This window comes from Rheinheimera sp. (genome assembly GCF_037442525.1).
In the GTDB taxonomy this organism is placed as follows: Bacteria; Pseudomonadota; Gammaproteobacteria; order Enterobacterales; family Alteromonadaceae; genus Pararheinheimera.
Map to the genome: position 1 here is coordinate 158,721 of NZ_JBBIQD010000008.1, position 12,401 is coordinate 171,121.

At 54.8% G+C, this 12,401-nt stretch carries 10 protein-coding genes; 6 read left to right on the forward strand and 4 right to left on the reverse strand.

Going from position 1 to position 12,401, the window contains the following annotated elements:
• Positions 1–25: 25 nt before the first annotated feature.
• Positions 26–820: an NAD(P)H-binding protein gene (locus WKJ03_RS13100; RefSeq protein WP_337842663.1), complete on the forward strand. Its 795-nt coding sequence runs from the start codon at positions 26–28 to the stop codon at positions 818–820.
• 38 nt (positions 821–858) lie between these two features.
• On the opposite strand, the gene WKJ03_RS13105 is transcribed toward WKJ03_RS13100, so the two are convergent.
• Positions 859–2,652, reverse strand: coding sequence for a S8 family peptidase (locus WKJ03_RS13105; protein WP_337842664.1), 1,794 nt, complete (start codon positions 2,650–2,652; stop codon positions 859–861).
• Positions 2,653–3,026: 374 nt separating this feature from the next.
• Here WKJ03_RS13105 and WKJ03_RS13110 point away from each other — a divergent pair, with 374 nt between their 5' ends.
• A complete protein-coding gene (locus WKJ03_RS13110) occupies positions 3,027–3,353 on the forward strand; it encodes a hypothetical protein (RefSeq protein WP_337842665.1) in 327 nt (108 codons plus the stop codon).
• 86 nt (positions 3,354–3,439) lie between these two features.
• Here WKJ03_RS13110 and WKJ03_RS13115 read toward each other — a convergent pair whose 3' ends face one another.
• Complete coding sequence (locus WKJ03_RS13115; RefSeq protein WP_337842666.1) at positions 3,440–3,631, reverse strand: heavy-metal-associated domain-containing protein; 192 nt, start codon at positions 3,629–3,631, stop codon at positions 3,440–3,442.
• A 173-nt stretch (positions 3,632–3,804) separates the two neighbouring features.
• Between WKJ03_RS13115 and WKJ03_RS13120 the strand changes: the two genes are divergently transcribed.
• The 4 genes from WKJ03_RS13120 (at position 3,805) to WKJ03_RS13135 (ending at position 9,326) form a co-directional block, all read left to right on the forward strand.
• Entirely contained in the window at positions 3,805–6,159 is a 2,355-nt protein-coding gene (locus tag WKJ03_RS13120) for a heavy metal translocating P-type ATPase (protein WP_337842667.1), read from the forward strand.
• A 12-nt stretch (positions 6,160–6,171) separates the two neighbouring features.
• Positions 6,172–6,597 (forward strand): Cu(I)-responsive transcriptional regulator, encoded by a 426-nt coding sequence (locus tag WKJ03_RS13125; RefSeq protein ID WP_337842668.1) that lies wholly within the window; start codon positions 6,172–6,174, stop codon positions 6,595–6,597.
• Positions 6,598–6,738: 141 nt separating this feature from the next.
• Positions 6,739–7,488 carry a PepSY domain-containing protein gene (locus WKJ03_RS13130; RefSeq protein ID WP_337842669.1) on the forward strand — a complete coding sequence of 250 codons (750 nt, stop codon included), beginning with the start codon at positions 6,739–6,741 and terminating at the stop codon, positions 7,486–7,488.
• Positions 7,485–9,326 (forward strand): 2Fe-2S iron-sulfur cluster-binding protein, encoded by a 1,842-nt coding sequence (locus WKJ03_RS13135; RefSeq protein ID WP_337842670.1) that lies wholly within the window; start codon positions 7,485–7,487, stop codon positions 9,324–9,326. Before WKJ03_RS13130 ends, WKJ03_RS13135 begins: the two co-directional genes overlap by 4 nt.
• Before the next feature lie 133 nt (positions 9,327–9,459).
• On the opposite strand, the gene WKJ03_RS13140 is transcribed toward WKJ03_RS13135, so the two are convergent.
• Both WKJ03_RS13140 and WKJ03_RS13145 read right to left on the reverse strand, forming a co-directional pair.
• Positions 9,460–10,842, reverse strand: coding sequence for a copper oxidase (locus WKJ03_RS13140; RefSeq protein WP_337842676.1), 1,383 nt, complete (start codon positions 10,840–10,842; stop codon positions 9,460–9,462).
• 15 nt (positions 10,843–10,857) lie between these two features.
• Complete coding sequence (locus WKJ03_RS13145; RefSeq protein WP_337842671.1) at positions 10,858–12,249, reverse strand: TolC family protein; 1,392 nt, start codon at positions 12,247–12,249, stop codon at positions 10,858–10,860.
• Between the last annotated feature and the right edge of the window lie 152 nt (positions 12,250–12,401).

The following is a 12,401-nucleotide window of genomic DNA, read 5'->3' on the forward strand; positions in this document are numbered from 1 at the left end:
GGATGGCAAACCAGATGGAACACAGATGAAACTGATTTTGGTAGGGGCCGGCTGGTTAGCCCGACAGTTATGGCAACCTTTGCAGCAGGCAGGTTTTACAGTGTGTCTGACCAGCCGCAGTGTTCAGACAGCTGCTGAATTTGGCACTGCAGGTCTGGTGCTGCCACTGAATGGGGATGAGCTTCAGGATCAACGCGTGCTGCAGCTTTTTGCCGGGGCAGTGGTGGTTTGTCTGATCCCTGCCAGTCGTCAACAGCCTCAGCTGTATCTGTCTGCAGTAGATGCGCTGGCAGCGCTGATGCAAAAAGCTGGCAGCCTGGCTTGTATTCATATCAGCAGCACAGGCATCTATCAGGGGCTGACAGGCCTCGTCAGCGAGAATTCTCGTCTTAAGTTAACAGACCCCAGAGTGAAACTGTTGTTTGAGGCTGAACTGAGACTGCAACGCAGTCGCGACGTCTGCACCTTGCGATTATCCGGCCTGATAGGGCCGGGCCGCCATCCGGGGCGTTTTTTGGCTGGCAACGTCAGCTCCGATCCTGATGGTGCCGTGAATATGGTGCACAGCAGCGATGTGGCCGCTTTTATGCTGCAGGTGCTGCAACAGCGGCTTTGGCCTGCCGTATTTAACCTGTCTTGCCCGCAGTTTTGTACCAGACGGGCCTTCTACCTGAAGGCTTGTGCGGATTTGGGGGGCCCTGAACCTGTCTTTGCAGATAAGGCGGCGCCGGGGCGTCAGATTGACAGTTCCAAATCGCTTCAGATCGCTGGTTTTCAGTATGGGTGTCTGTCGGCGATTGATGCCATCGCCTCTTGTTAAAAAAGCCGGCCCGAAGGCCGGCACAAATGAGCCAGGGATTATGGCTGGTAAGATGCAGTCAGGGTAATACCTGACGCAGCGGTGTAGCCACGCAGGCTAATGTAATAAGTGGCCGCGCTTGGGTTGGTGAAGCTGCAGGTCTCGTTATTGCCTGTCAGGTAAGGGCGGCAATCGTAAGTACTTGTGGTTGGTTGTGCCCCCTGACGTACGTACAAGTCTGCGTCCCCTGTACCTCCAGAGATGCTCACCGTCAGGTTGGACATGCCGGCGGGGACCGCCAGGGTGTAATGTTTCCAGGCATTTTTTGCCACCGAAATATTGGTCACAGTGGCCGTTTCCCCTTCGCCAGTGCCGCCACCTCCGGTGCCGGCTGCCGCTGCCACAGCAGCAGCGGCATCAACAATACCTGTACCGCAACTGGTGCAGGTGGCCGGGAAAGCGCGGGTGGTGGTTTTCAGGATGCTTTCAATTTCATCCGGCGTGGCCGAAGGTTTCACTTGCTTGATGAGCGCCGCTACACCAGCGACGTGAGGTGCCGCCATTGACGTGCCCTGGCTGTAACCATAGCTGTCAGACCCTGGGGTGGTGGTTCCAGTGTTGTAAGTGGATAACACACCATTTGGATCATTGGCTGAGCTCATGGCACCGCCTGGTGCTGCCACGTCAATGGAGGTGCCATAGTTGGAATAATAAGCCCGGCCACCGCTGCGGTTGGTTGAGGCCACATTCACCACACCGGCACAGTTACCTGGGTTAAAGTTATTGGCATTGCCATTGTCATTCCCAGCGGCAATCACAATGACTGCACCTAAACCCCGTGCTGTGTTGATGGCCTGTTGGGTGGTCGAATCACAGGCGCCGGAGCCGCCCAGGCTCATATTGATCACTTTGGCCGGATTGGCGTTGACAGGTAAACCTGAAACGGTGCCCCCTGCCGCCCAGACAATACCATCGGCGATATCCGAGGTGTAGCCGCCGCATTTACCCAGTACACGTACCGGCACTACTTTTGCCCCATAGGCAACACCGGCAACGCCACTGTTGTTGTTGGTGACGGCGGCAATGGTGCCTGAAACGTGCGTACCGTGCCATGAAGAGTTTTGTGCTGAATGGGTGCCACCACATTCATTGGCCAGGATCCAATCGCCCGGATCCTGTGCGTTGGAATCACGGCCATTGCCGTCATTGCCAACAAAGCTGTCAGAGATCATGTCATAACCCGGCAGAATATTGGCATTCAGGTCGGCATGAGGACGGTAACCCGTATCCAGTACGGCCACTACAACACCTGAGCCTGTCGCATTGTCCCAGGCTGTGTTGGCACGTAAGCCACCAGTGGATTCGTAATAATGCCATTGGCTGGTGTATTGAGTGTCGTTGGGGGTTGCGGCAATTTGCAACATTCTGTCTTCTTCTACCTGCTCAACATTGGGGTCTTTGGCCAGGTTTTTCAGCATTTCCCTGGTTTCTTTGTCGTTCAGTTTACGATCGGCTTTGACAATGTGGCTTTTGGAGTTGATGCCGCTGGTCCGGACAAAGTCCAGCTGAGTTCCGGCCAGAGTGGACAGTGCACCGGCAACGTGCTCTTTCACAAAACGGGTGCGTTGCTGCTCAGATAGCGCAGACCCGAAAGCGTTGCTTTCACCTACAGAATTTTCAGTGGTTTCTTTGTATTTAACAATAAAGCGGGTCACCAGCTGGTTGCTTTGCTGCTGAGCAGTTGCCGCCGGGTCTTTCTCCTTTGCGGCAACAGCGGAGACAGAAGTCATCAGGGCGGCAGTGGACATGCAAAGTACAGCCACTTTGCTCAGGGTAAATTTTTTAGCTTGCATATAGTTCTCTCTGGATAGTTGTTAGAGTAAACACGCCTGTACCTGAATTGGTTCTTTTTTTTGGCGTGCAGGGCCAATCATTGGTCAATAAAATGTTAATGTAAATGTTGGTGTTTTTACTGATTTTTAATTTTAATGCTGTTTTTATCAAATTTAATGCAGTTTTAGCGGTGGTGTGCTGTCTGTTTGCGACGAAAAATCAGGTTTTGATTACAATTGATCACAATTGTATTTATATTGAAAATTAATTTTTATATTTCAAAATAATCTAACAAAATGCTCGTTTGCTCTATAAAAGCGGTGGCGCTGGCTTGACCTTGTCCTCGGGGCAAGCCGCATTCTGTTTTGTACTTGACTGTTACTGGAGCGAACTTATGATCATGCTTAGCCGGACCTTCACCGCCTTTCCCGGGCGCTTGGAACAACTGGAGCAGGCGATTCAGACCCGCTGGTTGCACAAGCTGCTGCAATCAGGCTGTGAAGGGATGAGTTGTGTTGTCAGGGGGAGTCAGCTGCAGGTGTTTAGTTTTTGGAGACGGGTGCAAGATGCACAGGCAGTTTTGAGTTCTGAGCCGCTGCTGGTGTTGCTGAGTTCGGAAGATGTGCTGGATTCGCAGCCTTGGGAGCTGGTTGATTTATCTGGCGGTTATATGTCGTCTGCGGCCCGCAGCTATTGGCAGTTGGCCCATAACTTCGGCTGAAGGGATGGCGGCTGGAAAAAAAGCGGCAGCCGCCGCTTTTTTTAGTCGTGGTGGCAACTTTGCTGTTTCGAACAGCAATGCTTACTTTACGTGGCCTTGTAACCAGCCTCTTCCAGCGCCTGCTGCAGCTCTTCACTGCTAAGCTGGCTTTGCACTTTCACTTGCTTTGTTTTCAGATCGACCTCCACCTGAGCGTCACTTTGCAGCTGACGAATGGCTTTGGTGACCATGCTGACACAATGGTTGCAGGTCATGTTTTCAACTGTCAGTTCAATCATAAAGGGTTCTCCTTGGTTAAAGCCCTGCGCAGCTTTGACCTTCCGACAGGGGCAAGGTCAAGTGATGAAGTTTTTTTTCTTTCGGCTTGACCTTACCATGAGGGGAAAGTTTAGCCTGAAGGACATACAAAGATCCGCAGGTAACTAAATAAGAGGCCAGGATGCAACAGAACATGCAGTTAGCGATAGAAGGAATGAGTTGTGCGTCCTGCTCAGGACGTGTGGAAAAAGCACTGAAAGCGGTGCCCGGTGTCACAGACGCCAGCGTAAATCTTGCCACTGAAACTGCGACAATTACCGGGACTGCGGCGATGCTGGCCTTGGTACAAGCGGTGCAGCAGGCGGGGTATCAGGTGCCCACTGAGCAACGTGTCTATCAGGTCAGTGGCATGAGCTGTGCTTCCTGCGTGACGCGGGTGGAGAAAGCCATGCTGGCAGTGCCCGGTGTGCTGCAGGCGACAGTGAACCTGACGACTGAACAACTCAGCCTGTCTGTGCTCTGCACTGTGACTCAGGCAGAGCTGGCGACGGCGTTAGACAAGGCCGGTTATCAGTTAAGTGCAATTTCACAACCTGGACAAGCGAAGCAGGATGCCAGCCAGGTCTCCTGGCACCGGCAGCCGTTATGGCCGGTGATTGGCAGTGCCGTGCTGACCTTGCCTTTGGTCGTGCCGATGATTGGGATGTTGTTTGGGCGTGATTGGATGTTGCCAGCCTTTTGGCAGTGGTTGCTGGCGACGCCGGTGCAGTTTTACTTTGGCGCGCGATTTTACCGTGCGGGCTGGGGGGCTCTGAAAGCCCGTACCGGTAATATGGATTTATTAGTGGCTATTGGCACCAGTGCCGCTTATGGCTTGTCCTTGTATCTGTGGTGGAATCACCAGGGGCACCAGGGCATGCCGCATTTGTACTTTGAAAGCAGCAGTGCAGTGCTGTCCCTGGTGCTGCTGGGAAAATACCTGGAACTCAGAGCCAAACGCCGCACCACAGATGCGCTCAAAGCGCTGGAAAACCTGCAACCCAGCCAGGCAAGAGTCAAGCTCAGTGGCCAGTGGCAGATGCTGGCCGCGGCGGCGGTGAAAGCCGGAGATTGGGTGCGGGTGTTGCCGGGGGAACGGGTGCCGGTGGATGGTCTGGTAAGCTCAGGGCAAACCCATGTTGATGAAGCCTTGATCAGCGGAGAGTCTGTGCCAGTGGCCAAAGCCAATGGTGACCATGTTACTGGCGGTTCGGTCAACCTGGACGGGGTGATTGAGCTGACCGCCACCAGTGTCGGTAGTGAGTCCACCTTGTCACGTATTATTCGTCTGGTCGAGCAGGCGCAAGGGGCCAAAGCACCTGTGCAGGCGCTGGTGGATAAAATCAGTGCAGTCTTTGTGCCTTTGGTGCTGTTGATTGCCCTGATCACCCTGCTTGGCTGGGGGTTGACCAGTGGTGACTGGACAGCTGCAATTCTTAATGCGGTCGCAGTGTTGGTGATTGCCTGCCCCTGTGCCTTGGGTCTGGCGACACCGGCCGCCATTATGGCTGGCACCGGCACCGCCGCGAAGCTTGGCGTACTGGTCAAGGATGCGGTGGCGCTGGAGCACGCTACCGCTATTGATCTGGTTGTGTTTGACAAGACAGGAACCCTGACGCAGGGCAAAGCGGTGTTGAGTCAGTTTACTGCACTCAGGCCAACTCAAGACCCGCTGCTGCAGTGGGCTGCCAGTCTGCAACAACACAGTGAACATCCGCTGGCCAGGGCTGTGGTAAACCAGGCCAGCGCCCAAGGGCTGACCTTGCTGGACGCCACTGAATTTAAAGTGGTGGCCGGCAAAGGTGTGCAAGCCAAGGTGGACGGCTCGCTTTTTCTGCTTGGCAGCAGTGGCTGGATGCAGGAGCTGGGGCTAGAGCTACCCTTGGAACACATCCAGGTGGCTGGTGCTTCGGTGTCCTGGCTGGCCCGCCAGCAAGCAGGAGCTACCGAGCTGTTAGCGCTGCTTTGTTTCAGCGATGAGCTCAAGCCTCGGTCTTACGCAGCGGTGACGCAGTTACAACAGCAAGGTATTGCGGTGGCGATGTTAACTGGGGACAGTCAGGCCAGTGCGCAGCGCGTCGCTGAGCAACTGGGACTGGACAAGGTGCATGCGCAGGTGCTGCCGGCTGATAAAGCCGCTGTGGTGGCTCAGTACCAGCAACAGGGCTATCGGGTAGCGATGGTGGGGGATGGGATCAATGATGCTCCAGCGTTAGCTCAGGCCGATTTGGGCATTGCAATGGCGACCGGGACCGAAGTGGCGGTCAGTGCATCGGCCATCAGTCTGATGCGGGGCGATCCGGCGTTGGTCAGTACCGCCTTGCGTTTATCCAGGTTGACTTACCGTAAAATCCGGCAAAATTTGTTCTGGGCCTTTATTTTCAACGTGATCGGTATTCCGGCGGCCGCTTTAGGCTGGCTGAATCCGGTGCTGGCTGGCGCGGCGATGGCCTGTAGCAGCCTGCTGGTGGTCAGCAATGCGTTATTGCTGCAAAGATACAAAGAGTAAGCGGGAGTTAAGATGAAAAGCTTAGTGACTATTGGAGAGGCCGCTGCCGTCAGTGGGGTGTCGGCAAAAATGATCCGTCATTATGAAGACATTGGCGTGCTGCAAAAAACATCCAGAACCGACGCGGGTTACCGGCTATACAACAGCCAGCAGTTGCAGCAACTGGGGTTTATCCGTCAGGCCAGGAACCTGGGGTTTTCGCTGATACAAATTGAATCTTTGCTGGCGCTGTGGCGGGACCCCAACCGCAGCAGCCGGGATGTGAAACAGCTGGCCGAACTTCATCTGGCGGAAATCCGGCAAAAGATTGCGGAATTAAGCCAGATGGAGCAGGTGCTACAGCAGCTATCAGACCGCTGCTGTGGCGATTTATCGCCGCACTGTGCCATTCTGGATGGCCTGGCACCGAACCAGAACCTGGCGGCTGAGTCGCAATAACGGGCAGAGCAGGCGCACCGCCCCTGTTATTTGGTCAGGTTTAAGTGGCCTTTGACCTGAGATCATCCGGGGCCGGAGCTTAGGTTCAACACAGCGACTTTAAGGGGGGGGTGCAACGAGAGTGTATGCATGAACAACACAATGAAAGTGTTAAAAACCAGCCGCAAGCTGCATAAATGGCTGATGGCTGTCGCCGGCTTGCAGTTTGTGATCTGGTCGCTGACCGGCGCCTATATGGTGTTTTTTGATATTGATTATATCCACGGTGACTCGCTGGTCCGTAATGAACAAGTTAAGTTGGATGCCCGTCAGGTCACTTACCCGCTTCATCAGTTGTTGCACCAGTACCCAGGTGCTCAAGACGTGCGGCTAGGGGCTTTTATGGGCAACGCGGTGTACCGCTTCAAAGCTCAGGATCAGCAGCTGATGCTGAATGCCCAAAATGGCGAGTTGCTGCCGCCTTTGTCAGAGCAGTTGGCATCCAAGGTAGCGCAGTTCCATTACAGCGGCAGCGGTGCTGTGCAGGATGTGCAGCTGATCACCGACAACCCGCCATTTGAACTTAGCCAGCATGCATTGCCTGCCTGGCGGGTGAATTTTGCAGATTTGGGTGAACCCAGCCTGTATATCTCGGCACAAACAGGTGAATTGGTGGGCAAGCGCCACAATTTCTGGCGGCTGTTTGATTGGATGTTCCGCTTCCATGTGATGGACTACGACGATGGTGAAGATGTGGATAACCTGCTGTTGTTCTGCTTCAGCTTCCTTGGCATTTTTGCCTGTCTGGCCGGTCTGGTGCTGGTGTATTTCAGGGTGGTGCGGCGTGACCAGGACGATTTGGTGCTGCCTGGCGCCGACTTGGCAATGACACCAGGGAGGGATTTGCCATGAACTGGACCCGCAAACTACATAAATGGGCGTCAGCCATGGTTGGCCTGCAGTTTTTGATTTGGCTTGGCAGCGGCATGTACTTCAACTTTATGGATCATGATAAAGCCGCAGGGCACAGCCACAGGGCCCATCATCAGGCCGCCCAGGGCTGGAGCGGCCAGACGCTGGTGGAGCCGGCACTGGTGCTGGCTAACTTTCCGCCCAGCACCGAACTTAAACTGATTTGGTTGAACAGCCAGCCGTATTACCTGCTCAATCACCAGCGGGGGCTCTATGCCAACTTTGCCAATAGCCATAGCCTGGTGGATGCGCTGTCCGGTCGGGCGGTCACGTTGGACCAGAGGTGGGCGACTGAACTGGCTACCGCCTCTTACAGCGGACCTGGTGCGGTGCAATCTGCTGAACTGTTGCAACCGCCGCTGGAGGAACTGCCCAAAGAGCAAAACCCGCTCTGGCGGGTGAACTTTGACGACCCGCTGCATACCAGCGTCTACATCGATGCGGCATCCGGCCGGGTGGCCGCTCATGTTGATGATGACAAACGGCTGGCCGACTTTTTCCTGATGTTACATTTTATGGACTATGGTAACCAAGGCAGTTTTAATACCCCCCTGATGACGTTGTTCGCCTTTGTGACCTTGTGGCTGGCTGGCACCGGTTTGATCTGGAGCCTGGACTTGGCCCGGCGCGGCCAGTACCAGCTGAGCTGGTTGGGTAAAAAACATCAGGTCAAACTTTTCGATTGCCATCAGCGCTGTTTGGGGGAACTGGGCTTTTCAACGCACCAGAATTTGTTAGACGGGCTGGTCAAACATAATATTGTGCTGCCGTCGACCTGTGGCGGGGGAGGAACCTGTGGCCGCTGTAAAGTCCTGATCAATGCCACTGTAACTCCTACCAGCGCCGACCTGCAGCATTTCAGTGTGGATGAATTGGGGCAGGGCTACCGTCTGGCCTGTCAGCATTTTGCCAACGATGTGGAGCATATGACGCTGATGGATGTGACCCAGGCACAGCGCTACAGCCTGACATTAACCCAGGCCACTTTTATCAGCCCCTTTATCAAGGAATTACGTTTTAAAGCCAGAACCAGACAGCCACTGCAGTACAAAGCCGGAGCCTTTATGCGGTTCTTTATCCCGGCGGGTCAGACTCAGGCCGTGCCTGCGGATGTGCCAGACGCCTTTAGGGCCGCCTGGCAGGATGTGCAGAACCAAAGCTTTAGTCACCCGGCCTGCACCCGCAATTATTCGTTGGCCAGTTGCCCGGATTGTGCAGAACTGGTGTTTGTGATCAAACTGCAAAAATCGCCCGACGGCCAGTTATTACCCGGCATAGGTTCCCACTACCTCGGAAATCTTGCGGTCGGTGACAGCATTGATGCTTTGGGACCTTTTGAAGAGTTTGCCGCCAAACCAGAGTCGAGTCGCAGTATGGTGTTGATCGGCGCCGGTTCTGGTATGGCCCCGCTCAAAGCCTTGTTGGAAGAGCAACTGGCCCTGGCGGAACGTCAGGGCCAGGGTTTAAGCCGTCCTGTGCATTTCTTTTATGGCGCCCGCACCGAAGACGATTTGATCTATTGGGATTATCTGTACCAGTTAGCCAAACGTCATCCAAGGTTCCATTACTACCCTGTGTTGTCCAAAGCCGCTCATGGCTGGTTAGGGGCAACAGGCTATGCCCAGCATGTGCTGGAACTGAACTGGGACAGTTTAGGTCCGGTGGACGGTCTGGAGTTTTATCTCTGTGGTCCCAAGGGGTTAATGGCGGATACACTCACCATACTGCAACAAAGGGGTGTGAAAGCAGAAAACATTGCTTTTGACGTGTTCAGCTAACGCAGGCAAATTTGACTCTGAAGTCGCCTCTGTTACCGGGGCGGCTTTTTTTGGCCGGATGGTCGCGATTCAGCAGGGGCCTGGCTGTGGTGGGGGAAAAAAGCCGTCCAAAGGACGGCTTACTGGGGGAGGGTTATTCGTGGTGGTGATGACCAGGTTTTTTCACTTTCAGTTCCACTTCTGCGCCAGCAGGTGCGGGTTCGGCGCTATGGCTTTCTGGCTTAGCCCCAGTCCACTCATAAGCTACTGTGCCTTTCGGGTGTTTAAACCAGCCCGGATCTGAATAGTCGCCTTTGCCCTGATCGGCACGAACTTTAAACACACTGAACATGCCGCCCATTTCCACCCCACCAAAGGGGCCTTGTCCCGTCATCATCGGCAAGGTATTGGCTGGCAGCGGCATCTGCATTTCTGCCATGTCGGCCATACCACGTTCGCCCATCACCATATAGTCCGGCACCAATTTATTGATTTTTTGCATCAGACCGCTGTGGTCGACGCCAATCATGGTTGGCACTTCATGGCCCATGGCGTTCATGGTGTGGTGCGATTTATGGCAATGGAAAGCCCAGTCGCCTTCTTCGTCTGCCAGCAGTTCAATTTGCCGCATCTGACCCACAGCGATGTCGGTGGTCACTTCCGGCCAGCGGGCAGAGTGGGGCACCGGGCCACCGTCTGTGCCTGTCACCATAAATTCATGGCCATGAATATGGATAGGGTGGTTGGTCATCGTCAGATTTCCAATCCGGATCCTTACGTTGTCGTTTTTCCGCACGACCAGCGGGTCAATGCCCGGAAAGACCCGGCTGTTCCAGGTCCAGAGATTAAAGTCGGTCATGGTCATAATTTTTGGCGTGGCGCTACCGGGCTCAATATCAAAAGCGCTAAGCAGGAAACAAAAATCACGATCCACGTCGGCAATCTGCGGATGCGGTTCTTTCGGGTGAGTGATCCACATGCCCATCATGCCCATGGCCATCTGCACCATTTCGTCCGCATGTGGGTGATACATAAAGGTGCCAGGACGGCGCGCGATAAACTCATACACAAAGGTCTGACCCGGTTTAATTGACGGCTGGTTTAATCCAGACACACCGTCCATACCGTTGGGCAGCCGTTGGCCGTGCCAGTGCACGGATGTATGTTCAGGCAGTTTGTTGGTGACAAATATGCGCACCCGGTCGCCTTCGACCACTTCAATGGTCGGGCCGGGCGACTGACCATTGTAGCCCCAGAGGTGAGCATTCATGCCCGGTGCCAATTCGCGGACCACGGGTTCTGCCACCAAATGAAACTCTTTGACACCCTTGTTCATGCGCCAGGGCAAAGTCCAGCCATTGAGGGTGACCACAGGGTTGTAGGGGCGGCCTGTGTTGGGAACCAGGGGGTCCATGGTATTGGGGCTGGTCTGGATCACGGGTTCAGGCAATGCGGCCATGGCGGTGCGGCTGACAGAAGCTCCAGCAACTGCGGCTGTGATGGCGCCAACGCTTTTTAATAAATCTCGACGAGTCATCATAATCTGGGTCTCCTAATGGCCAGCCGGTGCGGCGGCTGAACTGGCTTCGGGCTGAGCAGAACTGGCTGGTGCGGCAGCGCCCCACAAGGATTGTTCAAAACGGATCCGGGCCTGGTGGAAGTTGTTCAGCGCTTGCATGGCTTGGGTGATGGTTGCCACCTGAGCCTGAGTGTCGGCGATCAATTCAAATACACCAATCAGCATGCCGTTGTAACGCAGCACATTTTCCTGGTTAATTCGCTGCGCCAACGGCACCAGTTGCTGCTGGTAGTGCCGGGCAATGGCATAGTTTTGTGCCAGGGTGGCCTGGTTTAACCGCACTTCAGAGCGGGCATTGACAGCTTTGGCCTGTGCCAGATAAAACTGTTGCTGCAGTTGCGCCTGGGCTTTATTCAGTCGGGCACTGTGGCGGTCAAACAAGGGTAATTCAAAACCCAGCGTCAGGCTGCGGCTTTCGCTGTGCTGGGCTGAACCGGAGAGCTCTGCATCCAGTCCGCGCAGAAAGCGGCTGCTTTGGGTCAGTTCCAGTTGTTCAGCCATCGCGGCCAGACTGGCTCTGGCTTGGTGCAAATCCAGACGTTGACTGACCGCGAGCTGTTCTGCATTCGGATCTGGGGTAAAGGTATCCGGCAGATCCGGCAATTGCTGTGGCAGCTGCAGTGCAAGGTCTTGGCCCCATAACCCCAGCTGGCGGTACAAGGCTTCCCTGCTTTGAATTTGCTGTTGTTGGGCCTGGGCCAGTTGCAATTTCACTTCGGCCGCATATTTTTGCGCCCGTGCTTTCTGCAGCGCACTGTAATTGCCGACCTGATACATCCGGCTGGCCAGTTCGGCTGATGCGTCTATGGCGTCCTGCACCTGCAACAAATAGTTGAGCTGCTGCTCTGCGGTCACGGCTTCCGCCAGTGCCAAACGGCTTTGAGCCACCAGGGCGACCAGCTGCTCGGCCAGCTGATACTGCTGCTGATTGGCCTGCTGCTGGGCTATTGCCAGGTTTTGATTGCGAAATAACAAGCCAAAGAGATCAAAACCAAACTCCAGTTCGGTCTCATAGCCTTCTTCACCACGTGCACGGCTGATACTCAAGCCGGGGTTGGGTAACAAACCGGCCTGTTCTAAATCCGCTTTGCTGACTTGCAGGGCGGCCATAGCAGCCAGGAAATCCGGGTTATTTAACACGGCAATTTGCGCGACGCTTTGAAAACTTAGAGGCTGTTGCACTAAGCTTTTCACGGCGGCGCTGGTGTCGCTGCTCAGGTCAGTTGGCAGCTCTGGCAGTTGCAGTTGCTCCCTGTTGGCCTGCTGCTCCACCTGTTGTGTCAGTTCCAGTGCCGGGCTGGCACAACCAGCCAGCACAGCCCCAGCGCAAAGCAGTAGCGTTTTAGTGATGGTTGGAATGCGCATTGTCAGTCTCCTTCGGCTCTGGTGTTTTCGATGGATGCCTGGAGTGGTCCATATCCTGCTGTTTCGAGTGGTCCATGCCCTGATGTTTCGAGTGGTCCATGCCCTGGTGTTTGGAATGATCCATGCCCTGGTGCTTGGAATGATCCATGCCC

What these genes read in the sequence shown, in the direction of transcription:
- WKJ03_RS13100 (WP_337842663.1), top strand. Translation starts at nt 26, where the DNA reads ATGAAACTGATTTTGGTAGGGGCCGGCTGGTTAGCCCGACAGTTATGG.
- WKJ03_RS13105 (WP_337842664.1), bottom strand. Translation starts at nt 2,652, where the DNA reads ATGCAAGCTAAAAAATTTACCCTGAGCAAAGTGGCTGTACTTTGCATG.
- WKJ03_RS13110 (WP_337842665.1), top strand. Translation starts at nt 3,027, where the DNA reads ATGATCATGCTTAGCCGGACCTTCACCGCCTTTCCCGGGCGCTTGGAA.
- WKJ03_RS13115 (WP_337842666.1), bottom strand. Translation starts at nt 3,631, where the DNA reads ATGATTGAACTGACAGTTGAAAACATGACCTGCAACCATTGTGTCAGC.
- WKJ03_RS13120 (WP_337842667.1), top strand. Translation starts at nt 3,805, where the DNA reads ATGCAGTTAGCGATAGAAGGAATGAGTTGTGCGTCCTGCTCAGGACGT.
- WKJ03_RS13125 (WP_337842668.1), top strand. Translation starts at nt 6,172, where the DNA reads ATGAAAAGCTTAGTGACTATTGGAGAGGCCGCTGCCGTCAGTGGGGTG.
- WKJ03_RS13130 (WP_337842669.1), top strand. Translation starts at nt 6,739, where the DNA reads ATGAAAGTGTTAAAAACCAGCCGCAAGCTGCATAAATGGCTGATGGCT.
- WKJ03_RS13135 (WP_337842670.1), top strand. Translation starts at nt 7,485, where the DNA reads ATGAACTGGACCCGCAAACTACATAAATGGGCGTCAGCCATGGTTGGC.
- WKJ03_RS13140 (WP_337842676.1), bottom strand. Translation starts at nt 10,842, where the DNA reads ATGACTCGTCGAGATTTATTAAAAAGCGTTGGCGCCATCACAGCCGCA.
- WKJ03_RS13145 (WP_337842671.1), bottom strand. Translation starts at nt 12,249, where the DNA reads ATGCGCATTCCAACCATCACTAAAACGCTACTGCTTTGCGCTGGGGCT.